This is a genomic window from Nonomuraea sp. NPDC052634 (assembly GCF_040678535.1).
Taxonomy (GTDB): domain Bacteria; phylum Actinomycetota; class Actinomycetes; order Streptosporangiales; family Streptosporangiaceae; genus Nonomuraea; species Nonomuraea fastidiosa.
The window spans coordinates 342545-367948 of sequence record NZ_JBFATY010000001.1 but is presented as its reverse complement, the minus strand read 5'-3'; the positions used below and the strand labels follow the sequence as shown (position 1 = coordinate 367948).

Sequence of the window (25404 nt, the reverse complement as noted above, 5' to 3'; positions counted from 1 at the left end):
TCTTAACTGGGCACATGCGGATCGGAGAGCTGGCCGCGCTGCTCGGGGTGTCCACCCGTACCGTGCGCCATTACCACCACCAGGGCGTCCTGCCGGAGCCGCCGCGCCTGGCCAACGGCTACCGCGAGTACGGCATGCGCGACGCCATCGCCCTGGCCCGCGTACGCCGGCTGGTGGGGCTGGGGCTCAGCCTCGACGAGATCCGCGACGTCATGGCCGAGGAGCGCTCCAGGGAGCTGCCCGAGATCCTCGCCGAGATCGACGCCGACCTGGCCGCGCAGGAACGCGACATCCGCCTGCGGCGGGCCAGGCTCGCCGAGGTGCTGAGCCGGGTCGAGGACGGCACGCTCAGCCCCGACGACACCGCATCGCCCGACCTGGTGTCGTTCCTCAAGGCCATCGACGTGCCGGCCTCGCCGTCGGCGGCCTGGGACCGCGACCTGCTCATGCTCGTCGACAGCGTCTCACGCGCGCCGGACGGGCGGCGGACGTTCGCCGCGCTCGACGCGCTGACCGCCGACCCCGAGCTGGCGGCGCGCGGGCACGACTTCTACCGCAGGCTCGACGAGCTGGCCGGCGCCGATCCCGACGACCCGCGGGTGGCGCCGATGGCCGAGGAGCTGGCCGCGTTCAGTCTGGAGCACGTGCTGGCCGACCACGCGGTGGACGGCTGGAGGGCCGAAGCGGTCGAGCCGTTCCTGGACGGCCTGGCCCCGGCCCAGGCCGAAGTGGTCCGCCGCGCGATCCGCCTCATCGGCGCCCGCCTGCCCCGCTGACGCCGGCCGAGGGCGCGGGACTCCTCCCGCGCCGGACGTGACGCTCGCCGAAGGGGGCGAGGGAGAGCACCACCGGCAGCGCCGGCCGTCGAGCTAGCCGCCGAGCGCGTTCAGCCGGGCGAGGTCGGCGCCGGAGAGCCGCAGCTCGCCCGCCGCCACGTTCTCGGCCAGGTGGCCGAGGTCGCCGGTGCCGGGGATGGCGAGCACGTTGTGGCCCTGGGCGAGCGTCCAGGCCAGGCGGACCTGCGCGGGTGAGGCGCCGTGGGCGCGGGCGATCTCCTCCACCGCCTCGTGCTCGCCGGTCACCGCTCCCGACTCGCGGCCGGTCCCGGCGATCGCGAAGAACGGCACGTACGCGATGCCCTGCTCGCCGCAGGCGCGCAGCAGCTCACGCTCCTCGGCCGGAGAGCCGATGCCGAACGCGTTCTGCACGCACACCACCGGCGCGATCGCCTGCGCCTCGGCGAGCTGCGCGGCCGTGACGTTGGAGACGCCCAGGTGCCGGATGAGCCCGGCGTCGCGCAGCTCGGCCAGCGCGCCGAAGTGCTCGGCGATGGAGCCGTTCCGCCTGCTGCCGGGCACGCGCAGGTTCACCACGTCGAGCCGGTCGCGGCCGAGCGTCCGCAGGTTCTGCTCCACCTGCTCGCGCAGCTGCGCGGGCTTGGCCCACCACCAGTCGCCGGTCACGCGGCTGCGGCCCGGCCAGACCTTGGTGGCGATGACCAGGTCGTCGGGGTACGGGGCCAGCGCCCGCGCGATCAGGTCGTTGGCCGCCAGGTCGCCGGTGAAGTAGAAGGCCGCGGTGTCGATGTGGTTCACGCCGAGCTCGATCGCCCGCCGGAGCACGGCGATGGCCTGCTTGGGGTCGCGCTTGTCGGAGCCGAAGGCGACCCGCCCGGGCAGGCGCATCGCGCCGAAGCCGATGCGGTTGACGGTCAGGTCGCCGAGCCGCCACGTGCCCGCACTCGCCGCAGAAGTCATGTCGATCCTCATCACATGTCAGTCGAACGCCCATTTTCGGGCACGAAAAAAGCCTCCTCGGCAGCGGACGGATATCCGGCCGAGAAGGCTCACGCGTTCACGATCATCATATCAGCTCCCCCGGCGGTGGTGTTCCCGCGCTGTCCATGCCACACTCACTGTTATAGAACTCTGAGAAGAGTTATAGAACGAGAGAGGGAGGCCGGCATGTACGACGTGCTGCCTTGGACAGACCCAGCCCCGCCGGGCGCGACGATGGCCGAGCCCCGCGACCTGGGCAGATTCGGCGCCTACGGCGGCAGATACGCACCCGAATCCCTGGTGGAGGCCTGCCACCAGGTGGGCGAGGCGTTCCGCGCCGCCTGGACCGACCCCGGCTTCCGCGGGGCCCTGGCGGACCTGCTGGCCGTGCACGCGGGCCGGCCCACCCCGCTCACCCCGGCCGCCCGCCTGTCGGAGGAGCTGGGCGTGCGGCTCTACCTCAAGCGCGAGGACCTCACCCACACCGGCTCCCACAAGATCAACAACGTGCTGGGGCAGGCCCTGCTCGCCAAGCGCATGGGCAAGGCCAGGCTGATCGCCGAAACCGGCGCGGGCCAGCACGGCGTGGCCACCGCGACCGCCGCCGCGCTGCTCGGGCTGCAGGCCACGGTGTTCATGGGCGCACGCGACATCGAACGCCAGGAGCTGAACGTCTTCCGCATGCGCGTCCTGGGCGCCGACGTGGTGCCGGTGAGCACCGGCAGCCGGACGCTCAAGGACGCCACCAGCGAGGCCATGCGCCACTGGGTGAGCACCACCGGAGACTCCCACTACTGCATCGGCTCGGTCGTCGGGCCCGACCCGTACCCGTGGATGGTCAGGGAACTGCAGCGGGTCATCGGCGACGAGGCCCGCGCCCAGTGCGCCGCCGCGCTGCCCGCCGGAGTGCCCGACCACGTGGTGGCCTGCGTCGGCGGCGGCTCCAACGCGGCGGGCACGTTCGCCGGGTTCGCCGACACCTCCGCCCGGCTGGTCGGCGTCGAGGCCGAGGGCGGGGCGGGAGCCGCCAGAGGCCGGCTCGGCGTGCTGCACGGGGCCCGCTCGCTGTTCCTCCAGGACGGCGACGGGCAGATCGTCGAGGCGCACTCCATCGCCGCCGGGCTCGACTATCCCGGCGTCGGCCCCGAGCACGCCCACCTGCGCGACCTGGGTCGGGCCCGCTACGTCACGGTGACCGACGAGGAGGCGGTCGCCGCCGCCGTACGGCTGGCGCGCACCGAGGGCATCCTGCCGGCGCTGGAGTCCGCGCACGCCCTCGCCTGGATCATCCGCGCGGCGGGCGACGGCGAGCTGCGGGCCGGATCGACGGTGCTGATGACGCTGTCCGGCCGCGGCGACAAGGACATGGCGACGTTGAAGGAGCTGCTGTGAACGACTCGGTCCTGACCATGGGCGCGGTCGAGCGCCACCTGCGGGCCCGCCGCGACGCCGGGCGTGGTCTGCTCATGCCGTACGTCACCGCCGGCATCACCCCCGGCTGGACCGGCTACCTGCACGCGTTCGCCGCCGCGGGAGCCGACGCCATCGAGGTCGGCCTGCCGTTCTCCGACCCCACGCTCGACGGCCCCACCATCCAGCAGGCGAGCCAGGAGGCCCTCAGCAGGGGCGCGAGCACCCGCGGCATCCTCGCCGACCTGTCCGCGCTGCCGGACCTGGGCGTGCCGCTGATCGCGAGCACCTACTACAACCTCGTGCTGCACGACGGCCCCGAGGCGTTCTGCGCCGCGCTGCGCCGGGCGGGCGTCACCGGGCTCATCGTGCCCGACCTGCCGGTGCACGAGGCGGACGAGCTGATGGAGGCGGCGGCCGCGTACGACGTCGAACCCGCCCTGCTGGCCTCGCCCACGACACCGGACGCCCGGCTGGCGGAGATCGGCGCCCGCAGCCGCGGGTTCGTCTACGCGGTCTCGGTCATGGGCATCACCGGCGAGCGGGCCGCGCTCGCCGGGTCGGCGGCACGGCTCGCCGCCCGCCTCAAGAACGTCACCGACCTGCCGGTCTTGCTAGGATTCGGCATCTCCACCCCGGATCAGGCCCGCGAAGCCCGCCGGCACGCCGACGGCGTGGTGGTCGGCGCGGCCGTCATGCGGCGCGTGCTCGACGGGGCGGCACCGGACGACCTGCGGGCCTTCGTCACGACCCTGCGGCAGGCCCTCGACCAGGAGTGTGACCCACCACGATGACCGCCGACGCCGGGCACGAGGCGAGATACCGCGCCATCGCCGCCGACCTCGCCGCGAAGATCCGGTCCGGCCACTACGCCCCCGGCGAGGCACTGCCGCCGCAGCGCGAGCTGAGCGCCTCCTACGGGGTCACGCTCATGACGCTGCGCCAGGCGCTGCGGCAGCTCAGCGACGAACGGCTGATCGTGCAGCGGCCCGGCAAGGGCACGTTCGTCTCGCCGCCGCACCTGGCGTACCAGCTCGACTCGCTGCGCAGCCTGGCCGACGACCTGCGCACGCAGGGCCACGATGTGCGGACCGTGGTGGTCGGCCGGGCCGTGCGCCGTGCGCCCGCCCGCGTCGCCGCCGAGCTGCGGCTGCCGCCCGGCGAGAGCGCGCTGCGCCTTGAGCGGGTGCGCGAGTTCGCCGGGCGTCCGGCCGTCCACCAGGTCTCGTGGGTACGCCGCCCGGTGGGCGACCGCATCCGCGACCGCGACTTCACCGAGGTCTCGCTCTACACCGCGCTCGCCGACGCCGGGGTGGCGGTCGCCCGCGCGTCCGAGGTGGTGCGGCCCGGCCTGCTCGACGGCGCCGCCGCCCGCCGCCTGCGCGAGCCGGAGGGCAGCCCGGTGCTGCTCAGCACCCGCGTCACCCACACGCTCGACGGCACGCCCGTGGTGTCCGACCACGCCACGATCCTGGGCAGCATGATGGAGATCCGTACCGAACGCGCCGCCACCGGCCTCTCCCTCACCTGGCGCGCCACCTCCTGACCCGATCACCCGGGGGCGTGTCCATGCGGGCGTGATCCGCATCTCGCGCGGCCGCCGGCCCTCCGGCGTCCTCGTGGCGGTGAAGCGCTGTCGCAGGGGCGAAGGGGGCGCCCCGCCGGCGCGCGCAGCTCGCCTCAGCGGGGCGAGTGCACGGTCACGTCGCCGGCGAAGACGGTGCCCGCGTGCTGTCGGCGCTTCTCGTCGAGCAGGAGCGCGAAGCGGGCGAGCAGGAGCGCGAAGCGGGCGAGCAGGCCGGCGATCGTCAGGCCGACTGACGCAACCCGTTATGATCAGCGCCATGAGCGGCGGAGCCGAAGCGACCGACACGCTGCACTCCGGCGGGACGAAGACGCCGGAGCGGCTGCGCCGACGGGTCCTCGGCGACCTCCACGACGAGCTGCTCGCCCTGCCGGCCGCCGCGGAGCGCGACCAGTTCGTGGACCTGCTCACCCGCCTGCTGGACCACCACACCCGGCGGGCACCGCATCTCGACGCCGCGCGCCGGCGGTGAGGAGGTTCGCATGCCCGTGACGCGCCGCCGCAGATTCTGGTGGATCGCGGGTGCGGCGGTCGCGGTGGTGCTCGCCGCGGCCGTGGCGGTGACCGCGATCGCCTTCCCGTCCGTCGCGGCCACCACATGTCCGGGCTGTTACGGCCTGGAACGGATCGCGCCCGGCGTCTACGCCGAGCCGGGTCTGGCCCCGGCCGAGCGACGGCGCGTGACCGAGGCCGTCGCGCAGGCGAACGAGCGGGTTCGCGCCTTCTTCGGCGGCCGGGTGACCGCCCCCGACGTCCTGGTGTGCCTGACCGATGGCTGTTACCGCAGGATCGGCGGCGGCGGTGAACGCGGCATCGCCGTGCTCAACCGGTCGGTCATGCTGTCCCCGCGCGGCGTCGATCCGGTGATCGCCTCACACGAGCTGACCCATGTGGAGCTGCACGCCCGCCTCGACGGCGCCGGCGTCCCGCAGTGGTTCGACGAGGGCCTGGCGGTCCTGGTCAGCGACGATCCCCGCTACCTCGCCCCGGCCGGGGACCGCTGCCTGCGCGCGCCCCGCGGGGCTCTGCCGGACACGCTCGACGGCTGGCTGCGCGCGGCGTCGGCCGATCCTCAGACGTACGCCGACGCCGCCTGCCAGGTGCACCGGTGGGTGACGGCCAACGGCGGCGAGAAGGCCGTCGCCGGCCTCATCGAACGGCTGGCGTCAGGTCAGCCCTTCCCCAGCACGCGCTGAACGCGAGCCACCGGCCCACCGGCGGCCCGAGATACCGCGTGCTGAACGCGAGCCGCCGGCTCACCGGTCCTCCGAGACGCCACACGCTGAAACGGGCCACCGGCTCACCGGCGGCCCGAGGCGCCACGTGCCCCCAGCCTCCTCAGGCCCCACAGAGGCCCGGCTGACTACACCTCGTCCCTTGTTCGATTGCCAGAATATGTAGACCGGTCTATTTTTGAGGCATGGGACGTAAGGGCGCGGAGACGCGCGCACGACTGCTCGACACCACCCAGGAGCTGATCGAGGCCGGCGGCTACTTCGGCGCCGGGCTCAACCAGGTGATCGCAGCCAGCGGCATGCCCAGAGGCTCGCTCTACTTCCACTTCCCCGGTGGCAAGGACGAGCTGATCGCCGAGGCGCTGCGACGCGCCGGACGGGAGATCGCGGACGCGGCGCACCAGCTCGCCACCACGGCACCTGACACGACGGCCCTGGTCACGGGCCTGATCACGATGCTCGGAGACCGCCTTGAGTCGTCCGGGTGGCGCAAGGGCTGCCCGGTCGCCACCGTCGCGCTGGAGCTGGCCGCCACCCACGACGTGCTTCAGCAGGTGTGCGCCGAGGTCTACGACTCCTGGGAGCGCATCCTGTCCGACCGGCTCGCCGCCGACGGGCACCCCGACCCCGAGGGCGCCGCCACGACCGTGCTCGCCCTGATCGAGGGCGCGCTGCTGCTCGCCAGAGCGCGGCGCGACCGCCGGTCGCTCGACACCGTGGCCCGCCGGGCCGCGGTCCTGCTCACCGCCTCTTGAGGAGCCCGCTCATGTCATCAGACTCCCCCGACTCCATCGTCTTCGGCGCCGCCGGGTTCATCGGGCGTGCCGTGGTGGCCGAGCTGCTGCGCCGCGGCAACCGGGTGGCCGCCGCCGTACGCGGGAACCCCGACAGGCTCACCTCCTGGCTGGACGGCGAGGGCGTGCCGCTCGGCGGGCTCAGCGTCGTACGCGCCGACATCACCACGTCCGGCCTCGGCCTGCCGCCCACCGGCCTGGACGGCGTGCGCGACGTTTACAACTGCGCGGCCCGCTTCGCGTTCGGGCTGAGCGTGGAGGAGGCGCGGGCGGCCAACGTGACCGGTGCGCTCAACGTCCTCGACTGGGCCGCCGAACGGGCCGGCCTGCGGCGGGTCGTGCACATCAGCGGCTACCGCGTCAGCCCGGGACCCGGGGGCGAGCAGCCCGACTACCGGCGCGAGGGCGCGTACGAGGCGTCGAAGAAGGAGGGCGACACGGCGATCAGGGCCCGCGCCGCCGAACGCGGCATCCCGCTCACCATCGCCAACCCCTCCACCGCCATCGGGCCCGGCCAGTTCCTCGGGCTGGCGTCGATGGTGTCGGACCTGTGGCACGGCCGCCTTCCCGCCGTGCCCGGGGGTCGTGAGGTGTTCGTGCCGGTCGTGGACGTGCGCTACCTGGCGGCGTTCATGACCCGGCTGCCCGAGCACGAGGAGACCGCGGGCCGGGCGTACTGGATCCTCGACGACCGCACGCCCGTCCTGCCGGACCTGATCGCGCTGCTGGCCCGGCACATGGGCGTGCGCGCGCCCCGGCACTCGATCCCGGTCGGGCTGCTGCGGCGGCTGCCCCGGGCGCTGATCGGCGTGGATCCCGAGACGCTGTCGTTCCTGTCGCCCGACCGTTACGACACGGGGCCCGCGCGGGCGTTCGCCGAGCGGGCCGGGCTCAGCCTGCCGCCCATCGAGGACGCGCTGACGAGCCGGGCCGACGACCTGGTGGCCGCCCGCTTCGGCGCCGCGCCCGCCCCCAGCGGCCCGTACGGCTACCAGGACGTGGCGGGCGTACGCACCTGGGTGATCGGCGAGCGGGAGCACCCCGGCTACGTGCTGCTGCACGGCCTGCCTCTGGACGCCGGCTCCTGGCGGCAGGTCACCGACCGCCTCGGCGCCCCGGCCCTGGCCGCCGACCTGCCGGGCCAGGGCCGATCGGGCCCTCCGGCGGAGGAGCCTCTCCCGCCGGAGGAGACGCTGGATGTGTGGATGAGCGGGCTGCTCCGGCCGGTGCGGAGGCGTCCTGTGCTGGTCGCGCACTCGTTCGCCTGCGGCCCCGCGCTGCGTTACGCCGCCGCGCATCCCCACGCGATCTCCCGGCTGGTGCTGGTGGCACCGGCGTTCCTGCAGCGGCCCGGCCCCCGGCTGTCGCGGTCGTGGGCGGCGGTGCCGCTGCTGCGCCGCCTGCCGAGGGCCCGCCTGGCGGCGATGCTGGGCGTGCCCGAGGGCGACCTGGCCGACCTGGCACGCCCCGGCCGCGCCCGCAACGTGGTGGCCGCCCTGCGCGCGGGCCACTCCCAGCGCGACGAGCTGCGCCGCCTCCTCGAGCGGGTCGAGGTGCCCGTGGAGATCGTGGTGGGCTCGGACGACCCGCTGGCCGTCGCGGTGGACGTTCCCGTGACCACGATCGACGGCGCCGGCCACTACCCGCAGCTCACCCACCCCGCCACGCTCGCCGCTCGCCTCGAAGGCGAGCTCTCGCCCCGCACCGGCGTCGTGACGCGGCAGGCGAGCTGGAAGCTCACCAGGTGACGGGCAGCTCGTGCATGCCGTAGACGGCGGCCTCCTCCTTGAACGACAGCTGCTCGGCGGGCACGGCCAGCTTCAGCGTCGGGACCTTACGGAACAGCGTGGCGAAGAAGATCTCCAGCTCCGCCCGCGCGAGGTTCTGGCCCAGGCACTGATGGGCGCCGTAGCCGAAGGCGAGGTGGTTGCGGGCGCCGCGCTCGATGTCGAAGCGCTCGGGGTCCTCGAACACCTCGGGGTCGCGGTCACCGGCGTTGGCCAGCATGAGCACACCCGACCCGGCCGGGATGACGGTGCCGCCCACCTCGACGTCCTCGAGCGCCACCCGCGCCATCGCGAACTCGGCGATGGTGAAGTAACGCAGCAGCTCCTCCACGGCCCACTCGGCCTTCTCGGGGTGCTCGCGCAGCGCCTGCGCCGCCTCGGGGTGCTCGGTGAGCATCAGGTACGTGCCCAGCGAGATCATGTTGGCGGTGGTCTCGTGGCCGCCGATGAGCAGCAGGAACGCCGTGCTGAGCAGCGCCCCGCGATCCACCTGGCCGCTTTCGCGCTGCTTGACGATCTGGCGGCCGAGCAGGTCGTCGGTGGGCTGCTCCTCCTTGGCGGCGATCAGCTTGTCGAGGTAGCCGACCAACGACAGCACCGCGTGCCGGCGCTCCTGCTCGGTGGCGCGCCGGTTGAGCAGCTGCGCGGAGTTGGCCTGGAAGAAGTCGTGGTCCTCGTACGGCACGCCGAGCAGCTCGCAGATCACCAGCGACGGCACCGGCAGCGCGACGGCCTCGACCAGGTCGGCCGGGCGCGGGCCGGCCAGCATGGCGTCGAGGTGCTCGTCCACGATCTGCTGGATGCGCGGCCGCAGGGCGGCGATGCGCCGCAGCGTGAACTCGCCGACCACCGCCCGCCGGACGGGCCCGTGCTCGGGCGGGTCCATCTCCAGCATCATCTTCGGCAGCGGGGACGTGGCGGGCTGATCGACCTGGTCCTTGACCAGGCGCGGCGCGGCGGGGTGACGGCGGTTCGCGCTGAAGCGCGGATCGCTCAGCACCTTCTTGATGTCCTCATAGCGCGTGGTCACCCACGCCTCGCGGCCGGTCGGCAGCTTGACCTTGGTGACGGGCCGCTCGCGCAGGAGCCGCAGGTGCTGCTCGGGCGGGGCGAACGGGCAACCGCGGGTGGTCACCAGCGTCTCAGCGGAGTCGGTGGTCAAGGCTCTCCCTTCGAAGATGGACGCGCACGGCGTTCACGACCTGGGCAGCAACGTGTCGACGACCTCGCGCAGCGGCCCCGCCAGCTCCTCGTCCCCGGCCGTGGCCAGCGGCCGCAGCTCGGTGGACACGCGCAGCGTGGCCACCCCGACCGCCAGCGCCAGCACGAGCTGGGCGCGCAGCATGAGCGCCTCGCCCTGCGGGTCCTCGGGCCGCCACCCGGCCACGGAGGCCAGGTCCTCGCTGGCGGATCTGAGCAGCCCGACGCGCATCCGCTCGGCGTTCTCGTCGCCGGACGTGCGCAGCAGGAGCAGCAGCACGTCGGTGATCCGGTCCTCGCCGGTCGCGGTGATGATGTGCCGGATGGCGTCGGAGAGCGGGGCGTTCCCTGCGACGCGCCGCAGCTCTTCCACGGCGGCGGCCAGGCACGCCTCGAACAGCCCTTCCTTCGACTGGAAGTAGCGGTTGACGAGGGCGACGTTGACGCCGACGTCGTCGGTGATGTCGCGGACGGTCGTGGCGGCGTAGCCGTCGTGGGCGAAGCGTTTGAGTGCCGCGTCGAGCAGCCGCTGCCGGGTCCTCGCCGCGTCGCGCCTGCGGACGGCTTCGGCGCCGCTTGCGGTCATCGATGTCCCTTCCGGTTGACGACCGCAGGATAGTCATGATCGGCAAGGGATGTAAATAGCCGTTGACTTACGTCCTGGCGTAGTCGGGGCCGAGCACGTCGAGCAGCGCCAGGGCCTCGGCGTCGCGGGAGCCCGGGCGCGCGCTGTAGAGCACGAGCCGCTGGTCGCGGTCGGTGAGGCGAAGTCCTCCATGAGCGCCGCGGCGAGATGGTTCCAGGCGAGCACCTCGAAGGCCGCCGACAGCACGATCGCGGCCGTCTGCGGCAGCCGCTCCAGCAGCGCGAGGATGCTCGGCCGCACGTCGCGCCTGAGCACCGCGGCACGCGTCGGCGCGGTGCCCGCCAGGAGGTGGAGGTGGCGGCACTCGGTGTCGCTGAGCCGCAGCGCCGTGGCGATCCCGGCCAGGACCTCACCCGACGGGCGCGGCGCCCGGCCCTGCTCCAGCCGTACGTAGTACTCGGTGGAGATGTGCGCGAGCACCGCGACCTCCTCACGGCACAGGCCGGGCGTCCTGTTTCCGCACCTGCCGGCCTGCTCACGGGCAAGGTCACCACCGGCGCCAGCCGCGGCATCGGGGAGGCGGCCGCCCGGCTCTTCGCCCGTGAGGGCGCCGCCGTCGTGCTCGCCGCCCGCAGTGTTGACAGCCTTGACCGGATCGTGGCCGAGATCCGGGAGGAGGGCGGCGTCGCGGACGCCGTACGCGTCGATCTGGGCGACAGCGAGAGCATCCGCGCCGCCGTCGGCCGCGTTGAGGAGTTGCACGGGAGGCTGGACGGCGCGTTCAACGACGGCGCGGCGATGCCGCAGCCGGGACCGCTCGACGTCACCAGCGATGAGGACATCGACCGGCAGTTCGCGGTGAACTTCCGCGGTCACTGGACGGCCATGACCGCCGAGGCCGCGCTCATGCGCAAGAGCGGCGGCGGCGCGATCGTCAACACCTCCAGCATCGGCAGCCGCCGCGCCAACCCGGCGCTGCCCGCGTACGGGGCGATGAAGCGGGCGCTCAACAGCATCACCGAGACCGCGGCGGTGAGCTGGGCGGCCGACGGCATCCGGGTGAACGGCATCACCCCCGGCGGCACCGCCACGAAGATGATGGACGAGTGGGAGGCGATTTCGCCCGGTGTCCAGAAGCGGGCGACCGCGATGACCCCGCTCGGCCGGATGGCCGAGCCACGCGAGGTCGCCGAGGTGGCGGCGTGGCTGCTCAGCGACCGCGCCTCGATGGTGACCGGCGCGATCGTGCCGGTGGACGGCGGCGCCGGCGCGCTGACCCCGGCCGCCGGAATCCACCTGCCTTCGCAGGCTGACCCCGGCCGCCGGAATCACCTGCCTTCGCCGTGCTCCCAGCGTCGCGCCGCCCAAGTCGGCCGTGTCGTGCGCGCCTCGGCCTGGTCGACCTTCAGCGGGTGAGCCGCCTTTTCGGCGAGAGCTCCGCGCGCGCCGATCCGCGGGCGGAGCCAGAGGAGGCGGCTTCGCAGGGTCAGAGGAGGCGGCGCTGGAGGACGTCCGCGAGCACCAGGCTGACCATGGACTCGACCGCCTCGGTGTCCGGCGGCCCGGCCGCGCGGTCGGCGAACAGCATGTGACCGGTGCCGACCAGCGTCAGCGCGAGCGTCGCGGCGTCGGTGTCGGCCGCCAGGCGGCCCAGCTCCACCTCGTCGGTGAGGTAGGCGCGCACCATGTCGATGCCCTCGGCGAGCAGCGGGATGCCCGACGGGGTGGTGGAGCGCAGCCGGGCGCGCAGCTCGTCGCGGAAGATGACCAGGCCGACGATCGCCACGGTGACCGGGTCGAACAGGTCGAACAGCGCGCGGGTGACATTGCCCGCGACGGTGCCGGTGCCCGCCACGGCGGTGAGCGAGCTGGCCTGGGTGTCGAGGCGGACGATGCGGTCGCGTATCAGCTCGGCGACGAACGCGTCGAAGTCGGCGAAGTGCCGGTGCAGCACGCCCTTGGCGACCCCCGCCTCCGCCGTGACCGCCCTGCTGGTCAGGCCCTCGGGCCCGGCCCGCAGCAGCACGCGCTCGGCCGCCGCGAAAAGCTGCGCGCGGACGTCGCGGATGGCGGTGCCGGTCGGCATCGTACGTCCCCCTCTCGAACGCTCGATGTGACGCAGCGGCTCAGAGGCCGGCCACGAAGTCCAGCGCGATCGCCCAGGCGCGCTCGGCCGCCTCGGCGTCGTAGTCGGGCAGGTCGGGGTCGGTGAACAGGTGGCCGGCGCCCGCGTAGCGGAACACCTCGACGTCGGCCCTGGCCCGGCGCATCTGGATGTACCAGTGGTTGAGCCAGTCGGCGGGCTCGTTGGTGTCGGGGTCGGCGACGTGGAGCTGCACGGGCAGGTCGTCGGCCGACACGCCCTCGGCCATGTCGGAGGTGCCGTGCATGAGCAGCAGGCCACGCGCGCGCTCGTCGCCCAGCGCGAGGTTCTGTGCCAGCGCCGCGCCGAGCGAGAAGCCCGCGTAGATCAGGCCGTCCTCCGACAGCGGGGCCGCGGCGGACACGGCCCGCTTGAGCAGCTCGTCGCGGCCGATCTCCTCCTTGATCGCGATGCCCTCCTCGGCCGTGTCGACCACCCGGCCGTCGTACAGATCGGGCACGTGCACCTCGTGTCCGGCCGCCCGGAACCTGTCGGCGGCCTGGTGGACGGCGGGCCGCAGCCCGTACATCGAGTGCAAGAGGAGAATCCGTGCCATGCGCGCAGCTTAGCGCCCCTGAGGGGCGGCTCATTCTGACGGCGGCGCGGCGGCGCGCAGCCGGTGGTCGAGCGCGGCGCCCACGGTGGGACAGTTGCGGCGAATCGTGTCCAGGAACGCGGTCAGCACCGGCGACGTATCGCGCGCGGCGAACGACAGCACCAGATCGGGCAGCGGCGTACGCGGGACGACCTCGCAGAACCACGTGCCCTGGCGCGGCGCGGCGAGCATCCGTGACGGGCCCAGCCCGACGCCGACTCCCGAGGCGGCCAGGCCGACGATGGTATGCACGTCTCGTGCGACGGTCGCGCCCGCCAGCGCCGGTGAGTCCCTGCCCAGCAGCGCGCGCAGTCCGGCGCTCACGGCGGGCTCGTCCTCGCTCGCCGCGACGATGAGCCGCTGCCGCCGCAGCTGCTCCACGCGCACCTCCGGGCGGCCGGCCAGCGGGTGGGCGGTGCTCACCACCGCCACCAGGTAATCGTGCCCGATCGGCACCGACACCAGGCGCTCGGCCCCCGCGCCCCGGGGCGGGCCGAGGGTGATCGCGACGTCCAGCTCGCCCGCGATCAGCGCGGCGGAGCTGCGGCTGCTGGCCATCTCGTGCAGCTCAAGCCGTACGTCGGGACGCTCGCGCCCGAACCGGTGCAGCACGCCGGGCAGCGGGTCGAGCAGCGCCGAGGCGATGAACCCCAGCCGCAGCCTGCCCGTCTCACCGCGCGCGGCCCGGCCCGCGTCGGACACCGCCGCCGCCATCTCGTCGAGCGCCCGCCGCGCCCGGGCCAGGAACGCCTCGCCCGCCGCCGTCGGAAACACGCCCTGGCGGGTGCGCTCGAACAGCCGCGCCCCCACCTCGCGCTCCAGGTCGGCAATCTGCTTCGACAACGGCGGCTGCGCGATGCCGAGCGCGGCGGCGGCCCGGCCGAAGTGCTCGTGCTCGGCCAGGGCGAGCGCGTAGCGAAGGTGCCGTGCCTCCATATCGTCCTTTATACCTGCTGTGTATCGCCGAGCCGCCTGTCATATCTCGTGGTGGATGCTCATGCGGTCGCTGCATGGGATGGGCGGCATGAACGACACCGTCTTCGTCCTCGTACACGGCGCCTGGCACCACTCCGGGCACTGGGCGGCCACCCAGCGGGCCCTTGCCGGGCTCGGTGCCGCCTCCGTGGCCGTCGATCTGCCCGGCCACGGGCTCGACGCGCCCCTGCCCACCGGCTACCTGCGTCCCGGCCAGCCCGGTCTGGCGTCGGAGAAGTCCGCGCTGGCCGCCGTGACCATGGACGAGTGCGCTCAGGCCGTCATCGGCGTGCTGCGCCGGGTCCGTCACTACCGCCAGGTCGTGCTCGTCGCGCACAGCGCGGGCGGCGGCCCCGCCTCTCTGGCCGCCGAGCAGGCACCCGAGCTGGTGGACCGGCTGGCGTACCTGAGCGCGTTCGTCCCTGCCGGGCGGCCCAGGTTCTTCGACTACCTCGCCGCACCCGAGAACGCCACCGCCCTCGGCCAGGGTCTCTTCCTCGGCGACGCCGACGCGATCGGCGCCGTACGGATCAACCCGCTCTCCCCCGACCCCGCCTACGCCGAGGAGCTGCGGCGGGCCTACTACCACGACATCCGGGAGGACGCCTTCGACCGCTGGCGCATCTCACTCACTCCTGACCTGCCGATGGCCGTCCCCGCCACGCCCGTCGTCCTGAGCCGGGAACGCTGGGGGCGCATCCCCCGGACCTATCTGCGCTGCGCCGACGACCGAGCGCTGACTCCCGCCGTGCAGGACCTGATGATCGCCGAGACCGACGCGGCCTTCACCGACCGGCCGTTCACCGTGCGCAGCCTGCCGGGCGGGCACAGCCCGTTCGCCGCACGGCCCGCCGAGCTGGCGGCGGCGCTGATCCCGTGACCGGCACTCACGTCACAGGCGGGCGCGCGGTGCTGCCGGTGGTGCTCAGCGCGACCTTCGTCCAGCTCCTGAACGTCACCGTCGCGCAGGTCGCCGCGCCGTCCATCCAGGCCGGGCTCGGCATGGGGCCCGGCGCGGTGCGGCTCGTCCTCGCCGGGTACACGCTGACGTACGCCTGCCTGCTCATCACGGCCGCCAGGCTCGGCGACCGGTACGGCTACCGCCGGCTGTTCGCCATCGGCACCGCGATCTTCCTCATGGGGTCGCTGGCCTGCGCCGCCGCGCCAGGTCCCGCCTGGCTGGTCGCGGCGCGGCTGGTGCAGGGCGCGGGCAGCGGCCTGGTCGCGCCACAGGTCCTGTCGATCATCCAGGTCGCCGTGCCGGAGCGGGGCCGCGCCCGCGCCATGGGCCTGTACGGGGCCACCATGGGCATCGCGTCACTGGCCGGGCCGCTGGCCGGCGGGCTGCTGGCGGGGTTCGGCTGGCGGCCGGTCTTCCTGGTCACCGTGCCGGTGGCGCTGATCTCGCTCGCGGGCGCCGCGCTGCTTCCCGCCGCGCGCGGGACGGGCTCGCAGCGGGTGGACGTCACCGGCGCGGTGCTGGTCACCGCCGGGTTCGGGGCGCTGCTGCTGCCGCTCACGCTGGGCCGCGAGGTGGGCAGACCCTGGTGGACGTGGGCCGGTCTGGCCGCTTCCGTGGTGCTGCTCGCCGCCTTCGCGCTGACGCTGCGGCGGCCGGATGCGCTGATCCACCCGTCCGTGCTGCGCGACCGCACCGCGCGGTGGGGGGTGACGCTGGTGTTCGTGTTCAACGCGGGCGTGCCGTCGTTCACGTACCTGCTGATGCTGCACCTGCAGACCGCGCTCGGCCGGTCGCCCCTCGCCGCCGCGCTGATCTCGGCGCCGTTCGCGGCGGCGGCCATCGCGGGCAGCCGCGCCGCGCCCGCGCTGTCGGCCCGCCACGGGCCGCGCGTGCTCACCGCAGCCGCGCTCGCGCTGGCCGTTACCGTGGTGACGCTCCCGCCTTTGCTGAACGGGCCGTGGGCGACGGCGCCGCTCGCCGTCGGAGGCGGGGCGTTCGGGGTGTTCACGGCGTCGGTGTTCGCGCTGGTGCCGGCCGGGGTCGGCCGGGACGCGGCCGGGTCGGTGTCAGGGCTGCTGCCGACCGCGCAGCAGCTCGGCGGGACCATCGGGGTGGCTCTGGGCGGTCTGGCGTACGCCGCCGCCCCCGGAGGGTCGTTCTGGTACGCGATGACGTACGAGGGCGCGGTCTTCGCCGTCACCGCGCTCATCAGCCTCCGGCCGGCTCACCCGGGACGGCGGAGGGTGCGGCGCACGGCCAGCCCTCCGACGGCCACCGACGCGAGCGTCAGGATCGCCGCCTCCGTCCACTGGAAACGCCAGAACCGGGACGGCGGATGGTAGTACACCGCGTACCGGTAGCCCTTACCGAACAGGCACGCCTGCCAGGCCTCGGCGTTCCTGCTGCTCTGCCCGGTGTCCATGCGGCGCGGGCAGCCGCTGCCCGCCGGGTCGGCCACCTCACCGCCCGACGGCTCCACCCAGGCGGCGCGCACCAGCCTGGCGTCCTGATCGGGCAGCACCACGGTGCCGGTCAGCTCGGCGCGTACCGGCTCGGCATAGTGGTCGCTCAGCCGGAACAGCGCGAACATCGTCACCGCCACCCCGGCCACGACCACCGCCATCGCGGGCAGCGTGCGGCGGAACAGCGCCCCGGCCGCCACGCCGAGCGCGCACGCGTACAGCCACCACGCCGCAGGCAGCACGCCGACCATGTTGAACACGCCGATGTTGCCGAACGCGGAGTCGGTCCTGAACACCGGCCGCCATAGGCTCACCATGAGCGAGAGCAGCAGCCCGCCCGCCACGACCGCGCCGCCCAAGATCGACAGCTTCACCGCCAGCCACCTGCCCACGGACACCGACTGGGTCCAGGCCAGCCGGTGGGTGCCGCGCTCGTACTCGCGGCCGAGCAGCGGCGCGCCCCAGAACGCGCCGATCAGCGCGGGAGCCACCAGCGGCAGCCAGCCGAACACCGAGTAGACCGCCTCATAGCGCTGCCCGAGCGCCGCCGCCACGTCACCGCAGGTCACAGCGGTTCCCGGGCAGCCGGGCGGGGCGTGCTCGGCCACGTACGCGTTCGCCTCCAGCGCCGAGACGAGCAGCAGCACGCCCAGCAGCGCCAGGAGGCCCGCCGTCACGAGGATCTGCGCCCGGTGCTGGCGCCACGTCACCCAGATCACGCGCGCACCTCCGCGAGGCCGGGCAGCGCCCCCGACTCGGGGCTGCGCAGGTAGCCCATGACGAGCTCGTCCAGCCCGGGACGGCGCGCCTGCCAGCGCGGGTCGAGCGGCGGCCCGCCCCTGACCAGCATGGTCACCTGCCTGCCGGTACGGCTCACGCTCACCGCGTCCGCTCCGGCGGGCGACGCCTGCTCCGGCCCGGTGAGCACGTGATGCCCGTCCAGCAGCTCCTCGATGTCGCCGCTGACCTGCAGCCGGCCCCCGTTCAGCAGGATCAGCCAGTCGCAGGTCTCCTCCAGGTCGGAGACGACGTGCGAGGACAGCAGCACGGTCAGCTCACGCCCGGCCACCTCCGCCATGATCGAGCGCATCACGTCGTGGCGGGCGAGCGGGTCGAGGTTGGCCAGCGGCTCGTCCAGCACGAGCAGGTCGGGACAGGCGGCCACGGCCAGCGTCACGGCCACCTGCGCCTGCTGGCCGCCCGACAGCCTGCCCACCTTGCGGTCCAGCGGGATGCCCAATCCGGCGAGCCGCCGTCTTGCCGCGCCGTCATCCCAGCGGCGGTTCAGACGGCGGCCGAAGGCGAGCATCTCGGCGACGGTGAACCCGTCGTACAGCGGCTTGTCCTGGGCCACGAACGCCACCTCGCCGGCCACGCGCACGCTGCCCGTCTCCGGCCGCAGCAGGCCGACGGCCGCATGCATCAGCGTGGTCTTGCCCGCGCCGTTGGGGCCCACGAGCGCCGCCACGCGCCCCGCGGGCACGGACAGCGAGCAGTCGCGCAGCGCCCACGTACGGCGGTAGCGCACGCCCAGCCCGGTCACCTCCAGCGCCGGTTTCATGCCACGTCCTCCTTGGCGGCGTCTTCTTCGGCGGTGTCTTCTTCGGCGGTGTCTTCTTCGGCGGTGTCTTCCTTGGCGGTGCCGGCCAGCACTGCGGCGAACAGCGCCCGCAGGTCCTCCTGGTCGAGCCCCGCCGCGCGGGCCTCGCGCACCCACGCCTCCAGGGAACGCCGCAGCCGCGTGTGATCGGCGAGCGTCGGACTGGCGACGCCCTCCCGGACGAACGTCCCCATCCCCGGCCGTCCCTCGACCAGCCCCTCGCGCTCCAGCTCCCGGTACGCCTTGAGCACGGTGTTGGGGTTGATGGCCAGCCGCTCGACGACCTCGCGCGCGGTCGGCAACTGGTCGCCGGGCCGCAATGTGCCCAGGCGGAGCGCCTGCTTCACCTGGTGGACGAGCTGCAGGTAGGTCGAGACGCCTGAGCCGCGATCCAGGTTGAACTCGATCACACCAAAACACCCTTTCACTATTTGATTAGTGAAAGGGTGGTGGAGTGCTGATCGCTTGTCAACCCGCGCCGGCGCCCGCCTTTCAGACGGCGGAGGGTGCGGAGGGGCCGTCCAGCGGAAGGCGGGGCGCTCTCAGGAGGCGGAGGCGTCGAGATCGGTGCCGGAGACCGTGAGCACGCCGTCGATGTCGGCCAGCGTGCTCGCCAGGTCGCTGATCTGCCCGGGACCCTGCACCACCATCCAGATGGACACGCCGCGCTGCTCCCCGCCGCCGCGCTCGCGGTCCACGGTCAGCTCCGCGATCACGAACCCCTTGTCCGTGCACGTCTGCAGCACCCGCCGCAGCACGCCCCGCCCGTCGAGATAGGTCAGCCGCAGGGGCGTCTGCGCGTACTTCGAGCGGGGCAGCCGGCCGGTCAACGGCGGGAACGCGAACACCACCAGGAAGTGCCCGACGGTCACGGCGATCGCCGGCAACCACAGCCCGGCCCCGGCCGCCATGCCGACCGCGCAGGTCAGCCACACCACGGCGGCGGTCGTCAGCCCGCGCACCGCGTCCCGGCGGACGAAAATGAGACCGCCGCCGATGAACCCGATCCCCGAGACGATCTGCGCGGCCACCCGCGACGGGTCGAGGGCGACGTCACCGCCGAGCACGTCCGCGAAGCCGTACTTGGAGACCAGGACGATCAGCGCGGAGGCGAAACCGACCAGCGTGTGCGTGCGCAGCCCGGCGCTCTTCTGCCGGATCTCGCGCTCCAGCCCGATCGCGGCGGACAGCAGTAAAGCCAGCCCGAGATCCCCGAGCTGTGCCCATCCCTGACCACTGAACGCACCGACCGCGAACGTTCCTTGCATTCCATGGCCTCTCCCCCACCCGCCGCCCCGCCACACCTCCCCCGGCCTCCGGCCTGCGCACCGTCATCCCCCACTTTGCGCAGGCATGGTGCGACCAGAAAGGCGCGCCTGCCCGCGGCCTCGACGTGACCGGCAGCGGCACACCCGACTCGATCCGGCCAGGGCGGGGGCATCCCGAGCGGCCGTGGGGCGGCGGCCGCTCCTTGGCACCGCCCCACGGCCACGGCTGGGGCGGGGTCAGCCGGCGACCCAGTCCATGTGGTCGATCCAGTGCTCGAACAGCGCGCGGTCGCCCTGCACGTCCAGCGCGGGAGCATCGGCCGGCGGGCGGCGGCGGCTGATCACGAGGAGGAGGTCGGTGGCCGGGCCGCTGACCGTGACATCGGCCTCGCCGTGGACGCGCTCCAGGGCGATCCCGTCCTTCTCCCGGCGGGCCAGCCACTCGCCGGGAGCGTCGGTGGCGTGGAAGTGGAGGGTCTGGCCGTCGCCGGTCATCGCCTCGGCGAAGCGCGGTACGTTCTCCCAGTAGCCGCGCGAGGTCATCGTGTCCAGCCAGTCGCTCAGGGCGGCGACGGCGAGGTCCGTCGGCAGCTCGTACGGCAGCCCCAGCGCCGCCGCGGCGTCGGCGCGGTGCACGCACATCTCGCCGAACAGCCGCCGGGCCCAGAACGGCACGCCCGCGGCCGCGCCCGACGGATCCCACACCGGCGTGTCGTCGGTCACCGAGGAGTACGCCTGCCGCGCCTCGGCCGCGCCGTCGATCAGCCACTGGCGCCACTCGCCGGGGCCGGCAGGCCCGGAGGCGGGCTCCAACGCCTTGGTCGGATCGACCAGCCGTTCGCCGACGAGCGTCGTCACCATGCGCTGCACACCGCCGACGTGTTCGACGAGGTCGGACAGCGTCCACTCCGGGCAGGTCGGCACCGGAGTCGAGGCGTCTTTCCCGTCAACCCAGTCCGCGAGCGTGCCGGTCTGCTCGATGACGGCCTTCAAGTACGCGGATGTGTCCATCGCCGCACCTCCAGGTGCCTTAGAGCATCGGATGCCGCCCGTCCGGCGGCGCGTCAGACGCTACCGGTCACGTCCGACAATTCGCAGAGCCGGCGCGACGCTCCAGGAACGCCCTCACCGCGGGGTCGGTGGCGAGCGCGGCGGCCTTCGCGTACGCCGCCGCCGCGTCCTCGTGCCGCCCGAGCCTGGTCAGCAGGTCTCCCCGCGTCGCGTGGTACGGCTGGAACCGCTCGCGCTCGGGCGGCAGCTCCTCCAGCAGCTCGAGCGCCTGCTCGGCCGAGCCGGTGCGGGCCGTGACGGCCGCGTGCGCGACCCGGCTGCCGAGGCTGGGCGCGACGGCGACCAGCGCGGCGTAGAGGGTCCGCAGCGCGGGCCAGTCCGTCACGCCGGTCCTGGCCCGGTCGCAGTGGACGGCCTGGATCGCCGCCTCGAGCTGGAACCGGCCGGGCGCCTGGCCGGGGCGCTCGGCCTTGCGCAGGTAGTGCTCTCCTTCGGCGATGAGCCGGAGGTCCCAACCGGACGGATCCTGCTCCTCCAGCGGCAGATACGGCCCGCCGGGCCGCCCCGCCCGCGCCGAGTCCAGGGTGAGCAGCGCGGCCAGCCCCCACGCCTCCGGCTGGTCCCCGAGCAGGCGGGCCAGGGTGACGGCGAGGTAGCGTGCCTCCCCGGCCGGCGAACCGCCGTCGCCGCGTTCCGGCCAGGCCAGGGCGTAGCAGCCGTAGACCGCCTCCAGCACCGGCGCGAGTCGTTCCGGCATGGCGTCCCTGCCGGGGACGGCGAAGGGGATGCGGGCGTCGCGGATCCGCCGCTTGGCGCGTACCAGTCGCTGCTGCATCGCGCCCGCCGGCACCGCGAACGCCCGCGCGATCGCCGCGGAGTCGAAGCCGAGCACGGCCTGCAGCATCAGCGGGGTGCGGACGTTCGCGGCGATCGCCGGATGGGCGCAGACGAAGAGCAGGGCGAGCCGCCGGTCGGGGATGGCGTCCGGGTCGAGCGCGTCCAGCGGGCCTGCGGGCCCGTCCGCGCCCTCGTCCAGCGGCGCGGTACGGCGGTGCGCGGCGGACTTCCAGAAGTCCCGCTGGCGGTTGCGCGCCACCGTGAGCAGCCAGCCCTCCGGATTGTCCGGCACCCCGTCGCGCGGCCACGTGGTCAGCGCCTGCTCGAACGCCTGCGCCAGCGTGTCCTCGGCGAGCTGCAGATCGCCGGTGGACGCGGCGAGCAGCGCCACCAGCCGCCCGAACGACTCCCGCGCCGCCCGCTCCGCCATGATCGCCGCCTCCGAGCCGTCCGGTCCGAACAGCGCCGCATCTCCGGTCGCGGCCTCCGAGCCGTCCGGCCCGAGCTGCGCCGCACCTCCGGCCACCGCCTCGGAACCGCTCGCCCCGGACGGCGCCGCCTCCGGGAGGTCCTTCCGGCTTGCGGGTCCGGTCGGCTCGCCCGGCTGGCGTGCGGGGCCTCCGGTCACGATGGGACCCAGGTCCCGTTCTCGATGTGCACCGCGCCGGGCCGGACCTCGACCGTGCCCCAGGCGGCCGGCGGCGCCTGCCGCGCCCAGGTCAGCGCGGTGTCGAGGTCGGGGACGTCGATGACGATGACGCCGCCGAGCTGCTCCTTGGTGTCGGCGAACGGCCCGTCCTGGATGCGCGGCTCGCCGCCGGCAGAGGAGAGCGTGGTCGAGGCCGACGACGGCTGCAGCACGTCTCCGCTCACCAGGACCCCGGCCTGCTCCAGCGTCGCCGCGTAGCTCGCCATCGCCCGCATGCCCTCGGCGATCGCCTCAGCTCCGATGGACGCCTCGCTCTCCTCGCTGTGGTGGAACAGCAGCATGTATCGCATTATGCGATCCTCCCTCATTTCACCTGGTAGCGCGCCATGACGATGCCGGTCGGGGACGTGACGGTCTCCTCGAGCACGAGGTCGGTACGGTCGCCGGCGCCGAACAGCCGGGTCCCCGACCCGAGCACGATCGGGTGGATCAGCAGGACGTACGCGTCGATGAGCCCGGCCCGGTGCAGCGAGCGGACGAGCTCGCCGCTGCCCAGCACCGTGATCACCCCGTTCACCTCGTCCTTCAACCGGGCGACGGTCTCGGCGGCCTCGCCCGCCAGCGGCACGGAGTTGGGGTAGGCCAGATGGGCCTCCGGGGCGCGGGTGGCGACGTATTTGCGCTGCCGCACCAGCGACTCGGTGAACGGGTTGGGCTCGGCGACCGACGTCCAGTGCCGCAGCAGATCGTCGTACGAGCGGTGCCCGAACAGCAGCGCCGCGGTGCGTTCCCGGCCGGAGACCGGCGGCCGCGCGGTCACCTCGTCGGCGTGTTCCACGCCCCAGCCGCCGTGGCGGAACCCGCCTCTGATGTCCTCGTCAGGCCGCCCCGGGGCCTGCATGACCCCGTCCAGGCTGATGTGCGCGAAGACGTTGATGGTGCCCATGCGATGTCACTCCCTGTCCCGCCGGGCCGCCGTGTGCGGCCCGGCATGGAGATGACGAGGACGGCGGGCCGGGACAGACACCCAGGCGTCAGGGTTTCGCGGGGACGGTGGCGTAGAGGAGGTCGCGCAGACCAGGGAGCGATTCGCGGTCGCCGCGCCACACCAGCGTCCAGCGGGTGCCCGGGCGCGGCGACCAGGACGAGGGGCACGGTGTCGACGTCGAGGAAGCTCAGCGGCGGCGCGGCGAAGCCCGAGGTCGCCGAGCGCGTCACCGGTGTCGAGGAGCAGCGCCGCCTCCAGGCGTCCTGCGGCGACGTCGGCGAGCAGGTCGTCCCGCCGCGTGCCCGGCAGCACGTCCACCTGGAGCCCTGGGCGGCGTGCTGCGAGGGGGGCGAGCACGCGCGGGACGTAGGTGGCGGCGAGCGTCTCCAGCGCGCCGAGCCGCAGCCGCGCGGCCTGTCCCGTGACCTCGCGCCGGGCCTGTTCCGCCTGGTCGAGCAGGCGGCGTGACCAGATGAGGAGGCGTTCGCCCTGCGGGTGAGCCGCATGCCCTTGGTCGTGCGCGCGAACAGCTCCACCCCGAGCGATCGCTCCAGGGCACGGATCTGCGCCGAGACGCTGGACGGCGCCAGGTCGAGTGCCACGGCGGCGCCGGTGACCGTGCGGTGGCGACCTGGGCGGCCATCAACGGCGCGGCGGTGGCGGCGGCGTCCTGGTGGATCTGGCGGGCTGGCGGGCCGTCTTCCTCATCAACGTGCCGATCGCGGCGCTGGTGCTCGGCCTGGCGCTGCTGGCGGCCGGTGCGGCCGGAGGGCTGCTCAACGCCGTACGGCAGGCCGGCGCCACGCTCGGCGTCGCCGCGATGGGCGGCGTCATGGGGCTCGGTGAGGCGAGCGGGCCCGCGACCGCGATGGCGCTGGCGGCGGCGGTGTGCGCGGCGGCCGGGGTCTGGTTCGCGTCCGCCGCGCCCAGCCAGAATTGACACTTTGCCGAGAAAAATCGACATAGTGTAGATTTTGTGAGGTGGAGCCGTCCGGCTCCCGCCCGACCTAGCCCCTGGAGGGGACATGCAACAGCAGAAATGGCTCATCACCGGCGTCAGCTCAGGGCTGGGGCGGGCCTTCGCTCAGGCCGCGCTGGCGGCCGGGCACACCGTCACGGGAACCGTCCGCTCCGAGGCGGACCTGCGGGCCTTCGAGGCGCTCGAGCCGGGGCGCGCGCACGGCCGCGTCCTCGACGTCACCGACGAGGACGCGGTCCACCGGGTGGTCGCCGAGGTGGAGCAGAACGTCGGCCCACTCGACGTCGTGATCGCCAACGCCGGTTACGGCCTGGAGGGCACGTTCGAGGAGACCTCGCTGGCCGAGGTGCGGCGGCAGTTCGAGGTCAACGTCTTCGGGGCGGTGTCCACGCTGCGGGCGGCCCTGCCCTACATGCGGCAGCGCAGGAGCGGCCGCCTGATGGCCGTCACGTCCATGGGCGGGCTCATGGCCGTGCCCGGCATGTCCGCCTACTGCGGCAGCAAGTTCGCCCTCGAAGGCATACTCGAAGCGCTGGGCAAGGAGGTCGCGCAGTTCGGCATCCACGTGACGGCGATCGAGCCCGGATCGTTCCGTACGGACTGGGCCGGACGCTCCATGACCCGCGCTGAGCACTCCATCGCCGACTACGACGAGCTGTTCCTGCCCATCAGGGCGGCGCGGCGCAAGGCCAGCGGCAACCAGCTCGGCAACCCGGCCAAGGCCGGTGAGGCGGTCGTGCACATCGCCTCCATCGAGAACCCGCCGGCCCACCTCGTCCTGGGCTCCGACGCGCTGCGCCTGATCGCCGCCGCGCGTACCGCCGTGGACGACGACATCCGCACGTGGGAGGCGCTGTCCCGGACGACCGACTTCCCCGAAGGCGCGCAGCTCTGATGCGCGGCACCCCTCCCGCTCGGCGGCGGCGCACCGCCGCCGAGCGCAAGGGCGACCTCAGGGAGCGGGCGATCCTCGACACCTGCGAGGCCCTGCTGGCCGAGAAGGGCTATGAGGCGATGACCGTCGGCGACATCGCCCAGGGCGCCGGCATCACGCGCGGCGCGCTGTACTTCTACTTCGGCTCCAAGCAGGAGGTGGTCACGGGGCTCGTGGCCAGGACCGTCGAGCACCTGTGGGAGCGCTCGCGGGCCACCGCGGCGAACGACGACCCGCGCGCGGCCATCGCGGCGGCCATGCGGCGCACGATCGAGCTGTGGAACGAGCACGGCCTGGTCATGCGCACGGCCATCGACCTGTCGCTGACCGTCCCGGAGATCGGCGAGCTGTGGAGTCGCACGGCCGACCTGTTCACCGGCGCCATCACCGCCGTGCTGGAGCGCGCGGGTGTCCCCGCGGGCACCGAGCCCCACCAGGCGTCGGCGATGGCGCGCGCCCTGTGCTGGATGATCGAGCGGAGCTTCTACCACGCCTCGCAGGAGTCTCCCGAGGCGCTGCGGCGGGCGTCGTCGGCGTGCGAGCACATCTGGCTGACCTGCGCCGGGCTGGCCGGCGGCGACAAGTGATGCGGGAACGAGACGGGAAGCGGTCAGTATTCGAGAAGC

General features: G+C 73.8%; 30 protein-coding genes and 1 pseudogene. 14 read left to right on the top strand and 17 right to left on the bottom strand.

All coding sequences use genetic code 11. The annotated features are described in order from the left end of the window. The first annotated feature begins 14 nt into the window (after nt 1-14). The gene (locus AB0K67_RS01795) at nt 15-776 is read left to right on the top strand and encodes a MerR family transcriptional regulator (RefSeq protein WP_364051204.1); all 762 of its coding nucleotides are present in this window, start codon (nt 15-17) and stop codon (nt 774-776) included. A gap of 93 nt (nt 777-869) precedes the next feature. On the opposite strand, the gene AB0K67_RS01790 is transcribed toward AB0K67_RS01795, so the two are convergent. Next, nucleotides 870-1757: an oxidoreductase gene (locus AB0K67_RS01790; RefSeq protein WP_364051201.1), complete on the bottom strand. Its 888-nt coding sequence runs from the start codon at nt 1755-1757 to the stop codon at nt 870-872. 255 nt (nt 1758-2012) lie between these two features. Between AB0K67_RS01790 and trpB the strand changes: the two genes are divergently transcribed. The 7 genes from trpB (at nt 2013) to AB0K67_RS01755 (ending at nt 8550) form a co-directional block, all read left to right on the top strand. After that, nucleotides 2013-3170 (top strand): tryptophan synthase subunit beta, encoded by a 1158-nt coding sequence (gene trpB / locus AB0K67_RS01785; RefSeq protein ID WP_364057394.1) that lies wholly within the window; start codon nt 2013-2015, stop codon nt 3168-3170. After that, nucleotides 3167-3982, top strand: a complete 816-nt coding sequence (gene trpA, locus AB0K67_RS01780; RefSeq protein WP_364051198.1) for a tryptophan synthase subunit alpha — start codon at nt 3167-3169, stop codon at nt 3980-3982. Before trpB ends, trpA begins: the two co-directional genes overlap by 4 nt. Beyond that, nucleotides 3979-4734 carry a GntR family transcriptional regulator gene (locus AB0K67_RS01775; protein ID WP_364051195.1) on the top strand — a complete coding sequence of 252 codons (756 nt, stop codon included), beginning with the start codon at nt 3979-3981 and terminating at the stop codon, nt 4732-4734. The genes trpA and AB0K67_RS01775 overlap by 4 nt, the downstream gene beginning before the upstream one ends. A 298-nt stretch (nt 4735-5032) precedes the next feature. Further along, the gene (locus AB0K67_RS01770; RefSeq protein WP_364051192.1) at nt 5033-5245 is read left to right on the top strand and encodes a hypothetical protein; all 213 of its coding nucleotides are present in this window, start codon (nt 5033-5035) and stop codon (nt 5243-5245) included. A 10-nt stretch (nt 5246-5255) separates the two neighbouring features. Then, nucleotides 5256-5969 carry a hypothetical protein gene (locus AB0K67_RS01765; RefSeq protein WP_364051189.1) on the top strand — a complete coding sequence of 238 codons (714 nt, stop codon included), beginning with the start codon at nt 5256-5258 and terminating at the stop codon, nt 5967-5969. Between the two features lie 224 nt (nt 5970-6193). Then, nucleotides 6194-6763, top strand: a complete 570-nt coding sequence (locus tag AB0K67_RS01760) for a TetR/AcrR family transcriptional regulator (RefSeq protein ID WP_364051186.1) — start codon at nt 6194-6196, stop codon at nt 6761-6763. 11 nt (nt 6764-6774) lie between these two features. Then, complete coding sequence (locus AB0K67_RS01755; RefSeq protein WP_364051183.1) at nt 6775-8550, top strand: alpha/beta fold hydrolase; 1776 nt, start codon at nt 6775-6777, stop codon at nt 8548-8550. Here AB0K67_RS01755 and AB0K67_RS01750 read toward each other — a convergent pair. From AB0K67_RS01750 to AB0K67_RS01740, 3 genes are read right to left on the bottom strand one after another with little or no spacing between them, the layout of a single operon-like run. Beyond that, entirely contained in the window at nt 8540-9751 is a 1212-nt protein-coding gene (locus tag AB0K67_RS01750) for a cytochrome P450 (protein WP_364051180.1), read from the bottom strand. The two genes, AB0K67_RS01755 and AB0K67_RS01750, sit on opposite strands and share 11 nt — an antisense overlap. Before the next feature lie 33 nt (nt 9752-9784). After that, entirely contained in the window at nt 9785-10375 is a 591-nt protein-coding gene (locus AB0K67_RS01745) for a TetR family transcriptional regulator (protein WP_364051177.1), read from the bottom strand. A 33-nt stretch (nt 10376-10408) separates the two neighbouring features. After that, a complete protein-coding gene (locus AB0K67_RS01740) occupies nt 10409-10855 on the bottom strand; it encodes a hypothetical protein (RefSeq protein ID WP_364051174.1) in 447 nt (148 codons plus the stop codon). Between AB0K67_RS01740 and AB0K67_RS01735 the strand changes: the two genes are divergently transcribed. Then, nucleotides 10844-11791, top strand: a complete 948-nt coding sequence (locus tag AB0K67_RS01735) for an SDR family oxidoreductase (RefSeq protein ID WP_364051171.1) — start codon at nt 10844-10846, stop codon at nt 11789-11791. The genes AB0K67_RS01740 and AB0K67_RS01735 overlap by 12 nt on opposite strands. Before the next feature lie 70 nt (nt 11792-11861). Here the strand turns inward: AB0K67_RS01735 and AB0K67_RS01730 are convergent, their stop codons facing one another. From AB0K67_RS01730 to AB0K67_RS01720, 3 genes are read right to left on the bottom strand one after another with little or no spacing between them, the layout of a single operon-like run. After that, nucleotides 11862-12461: a helix-turn-helix domain-containing protein gene (locus AB0K67_RS01730; RefSeq protein WP_364051168.1), complete on the bottom strand. Its 600-nt coding sequence runs from the start codon at nt 12459-12461 to the stop codon at nt 11862-11864. A 40-nt stretch (nt 12462-12501) separates the two neighbouring features. Next, nucleotides 12502-13074 carry a dienelactone hydrolase family protein gene (locus AB0K67_RS01725; RefSeq protein WP_364051165.1) on the bottom strand — a complete coding sequence of 191 codons (573 nt, stop codon included), beginning with the start codon at nt 13072-13074 and terminating at the stop codon, nt 12502-12504. A 30-nt stretch (nt 13075-13104) separates the two neighbouring features. Then, a complete protein-coding gene (locus AB0K67_RS01720; RefSeq protein WP_364051162.1) occupies nt 13105-14049 on the bottom strand; it encodes a LysR substrate-binding domain-containing protein in 945 nt (314 codons plus the stop codon). Between the two features lie 61 nt (nt 14050-14110). Between AB0K67_RS01720 and AB0K67_RS01715 the strand changes: the two genes are divergently transcribed. Beyond that, nucleotides 14111-14968 (top strand): alpha/beta fold hydrolase, encoded by an 858-nt coding sequence (locus AB0K67_RS01715; RefSeq protein ID WP_364051159.1) that lies wholly within the window; start codon nt 14111-14113, stop codon nt 14966-14968. Beyond that, nucleotides 14965-16392, top strand: coding sequence for an MFS transporter (locus AB0K67_RS01710; RefSeq protein ID WP_364051156.1), 1428 nt, complete (start codon nt 14965-14967; stop codon nt 16390-16392). The genes AB0K67_RS01715 and AB0K67_RS01710 overlap by 4 nt, the downstream gene beginning before the upstream one ends. On the opposite strand, the gene AB0K67_RS01705 is transcribed toward AB0K67_RS01710, so the two are convergent. From AB0K67_RS01705 to AB0K67_RS01660, 10 genes and pseudogenes are all read right to left on the bottom strand, one after another. Further along, nucleotides 16275-17231: a hypothetical protein gene (locus AB0K67_RS01705; protein ID WP_364051153.1), complete on the bottom strand. Its 957-nt coding sequence runs from the start codon at nt 17229-17231 to the stop codon at nt 16275-16277. The genes AB0K67_RS01710 and AB0K67_RS01705 overlap by 118 nt on opposite strands. Continuing rightward, the gene (locus AB0K67_RS01700; RefSeq protein WP_364051150.1) at nt 17228-18073 is read right to left on the bottom strand and encodes an ABC transporter ATP-binding protein; all 846 of its coding nucleotides are present in this window, start codon (nt 18071-18073) and stop codon (nt 17228-17230) included. The genes AB0K67_RS01705 and AB0K67_RS01700 overlap by 4 nt, the downstream gene beginning before the upstream one ends. Further along, on the bottom strand, nt 18070-18522 hold the full coding sequence (locus tag AB0K67_RS01695) for a GntR family transcriptional regulator (RefSeq protein WP_364051147.1): 453 nt from the start codon (nt 18520-18522) through the stop codon (nt 18070-18072). Before AB0K67_RS01695 ends, AB0K67_RS01700 begins: the two co-directional genes overlap by 4 nt. A gap of 132 nt (nt 18523-18654) precedes the next feature. Next, nucleotides 18655-19380 carry an MgtC/SapB family protein gene (locus AB0K67_RS01690; protein ID WP_364051144.1) on the bottom strand — a complete coding sequence of 242 codons (726 nt, stop codon included), beginning with the start codon at nt 19378-19380 and terminating at the stop codon, nt 18655-18657. 237 nt (nt 19381-19617) lie between these two features. Further along, nucleotides 19618-20391, bottom strand: a complete 774-nt coding sequence (locus tag AB0K67_RS01685; RefSeq protein WP_364051141.1) for a maleylpyruvate isomerase family mycothiol-dependent enzyme — start codon at nt 20389-20391, stop codon at nt 19618-19620. Nucleotides 20392-20458: 67 nt separating this feature from the next. Continuing rightward, nucleotides 20459-21754, bottom strand: coding sequence for a DUF6596 domain-containing protein (locus tag AB0K67_RS01680; protein ID WP_364051138.1), 1296 nt, complete (start codon nt 21752-21754; stop codon nt 20459-20461). A gap of 98 nt (nt 21755-21852) precedes the next feature. After that, nucleotides 21853-22227, bottom strand: coding sequence for a YciI family protein (locus tag AB0K67_RS01675; RefSeq protein ID WP_364051135.1), 375 nt, complete (start codon nt 22225-22227; stop codon nt 21853-21855). Between the two features lie 14 nt (nt 22228-22241). Next, nucleotides 22242-22823: a dihydrofolate reductase family protein gene (locus AB0K67_RS01670; protein ID WP_364051132.1), complete on the bottom strand. Its 582-nt coding sequence runs from the start codon at nt 22821-22823 to the stop codon at nt 22242-22244. A 6-nt stretch (nt 22824-22829) separates the two neighbouring features. Continuing rightward, on the bottom strand, nt 22830-23222 hold the full coding sequence (locus AB0K67_RS01665; protein ID WP_364051129.1) for a hypothetical protein: 393 nt from the start codon (nt 23220-23222) through the stop codon (nt 22830-22832). Nucleotides 23223-23362: 140 nt separating this feature from the next. Then, nucleotides 23363-23482 (bottom strand): annotated as a pseudogene (locus tag AB0K67_RS01660) (LysR family transcriptional regulator); the annotation flags it as partial. A gap of 56 nt (nt 23483-23538) precedes the next feature. Here AB0K67_RS01660 and AB0K67_RS01655 point away from each other — a divergent pair. The 3 genes from AB0K67_RS01655 (at nt 23539) to AB0K67_RS01645 (ending at nt 25365) form a co-directional block, all read left to right on the top strand. Then, complete coding sequence (locus AB0K67_RS01655; RefSeq protein WP_364051126.1) at nt 23539-23805, top strand: hypothetical protein; 267 nt, start codon at nt 23539-23541, stop codon at nt 23803-23805. Between the two features lie 85 nt (nt 23806-23890). After that, nucleotides 23891-24739, top strand: a complete 849-nt coding sequence (locus AB0K67_RS01650; RefSeq protein WP_364051123.1) for an oxidoreductase — start codon at nt 23891-23893, stop codon at nt 24737-24739. After that, a complete protein-coding gene (locus AB0K67_RS01645; RefSeq protein WP_364051120.1) occupies nt 24739-25365 on the top strand; it encodes a TetR/AcrR family transcriptional regulator in 627 nt (208 codons plus the stop codon). Before AB0K67_RS01650 ends, AB0K67_RS01645 begins: the two co-directional genes overlap by 1 nt. Nucleotides 25366-25404 lie beyond the last annotated feature (39 nt).

Coding starts and splice junctions, on each gene's coding strand:
- AB0K67_RS01795 (WP_364051204.1), top strand. CDS start 15: ATGCGGATCGGAGAGCTGGCCGCGCTGCTCGGGGTGTCCACCCGTACC.
- AB0K67_RS01790 (WP_364051201.1), bottom strand. CDS start 1,757: ATGACTTCTGCGGCGAGTGCGGGCACGTGGCGGCTCGGCGACCTGACC.
- trpB (WP_364057394.1), top strand. CDS start 2,013: ATGGCCGAGCCCCGCGACCTGGGCAGATTCGGCGCCTACGGCGGCAGA.
- AB0K67_RS01775 (WP_364051195.1), top strand. CDS start 3,979: ATGACCGCCGACGCCGGGCACGAGGCGAGATACCGCGCCATCGCCGCC.
- AB0K67_RS01770 (WP_364051192.1), top strand. CDS start 5,033: ATGAGCGGCGGAGCCGAAGCGACCGACACGCTGCACTCCGGCGGGACG.
- AB0K67_RS01765 (WP_364051189.1), top strand. CDS start 5,256: ATGCCCGTGACGCGCCGCCGCAGATTCTGGTGGATCGCGGGTGCGGCG.
- AB0K67_RS01760 (WP_364051186.1), top strand. CDS start 6,194: ATGGGACGTAAGGGCGCGGAGACGCGCGCACGACTGCTCGACACCACC.
- AB0K67_RS01755 (WP_364051183.1), top strand. CDS start 6,775: ATGTCATCAGACTCCCCCGACTCCATCGTCTTCGGCGCCGCCGGGTTC.
- AB0K67_RS01745 (WP_364051177.1), bottom strand. CDS start 10,375: ATGACCGCAAGCGGCGCCGAAGCCGTCCGCAGGCGCGACGCGGCGAGG.
- AB0K67_RS01730 (WP_364051168.1), bottom strand. CDS start 12,461: ATGCCGACCGGCACCGCCATCCGCGACGTCCGCGCGCAGCTTTTCGCG.
- AB0K67_RS01725 (WP_364051165.1), bottom strand. CDS start 13,074: ATGGCACGGATTCTCCTCTTGCACTCGATGTACGGGCTGCGGCCCGCC.
- AB0K67_RS01720 (WP_364051162.1), bottom strand. CDS start 14,049: ATGGAGGCACGGCACCTTCGCTACGCGCTCGCCCTGGCCGAGCACGAG.
- AB0K67_RS01715 (WP_364051159.1), top strand. CDS start 14,111: ATGCGGTCGCTGCATGGGATGGGCGGCATGAACGACACCGTCTTCGTC.
- AB0K67_RS01700 (WP_364051150.1), bottom strand. CDS start 18,073: ATGAAACCGGCGCTGGAGGTGACCGGGCTGGGCGTGCGCTACCGCCGT.
- AB0K67_RS01690 (WP_364051144.1), bottom strand. CDS start 19,380: ATGCAAGGAACGTTCGCGGTCGGTGCGTTCAGTGGTCAGGGATGGGCA.
- AB0K67_RS01685 (WP_364051141.1), bottom strand. CDS start 20,391: ATGGACACATCCGCGTACTTGAAGGCCGTCATCGAGCAGACCGGCACG.
- AB0K67_RS01675 (WP_364051135.1), bottom strand. CDS start 22,227: ATGCGATACATGCTGCTGTTCCACCACAGCGAGGAGAGCGAGGCGTCC.
- AB0K67_RS01670 (WP_364051132.1), bottom strand. CDS start 22,823: ATGGGCACCATCAACGTCTTCGCGCACATCAGCCTGGACGGGGTCATG.
- AB0K67_RS01650 (WP_364051123.1), top strand. CDS start 23,891: ATGCAACAGCAGAAATGGCTCATCACCGGCGTCAGCTCAGGGCTGGGG.
- AB0K67_RS01645 (WP_364051120.1), top strand. CDS start 24,739: ATGCGCGGCACCCCTCCCGCTCGGCGGCGGCGCACCGCCGCCGAGCGC.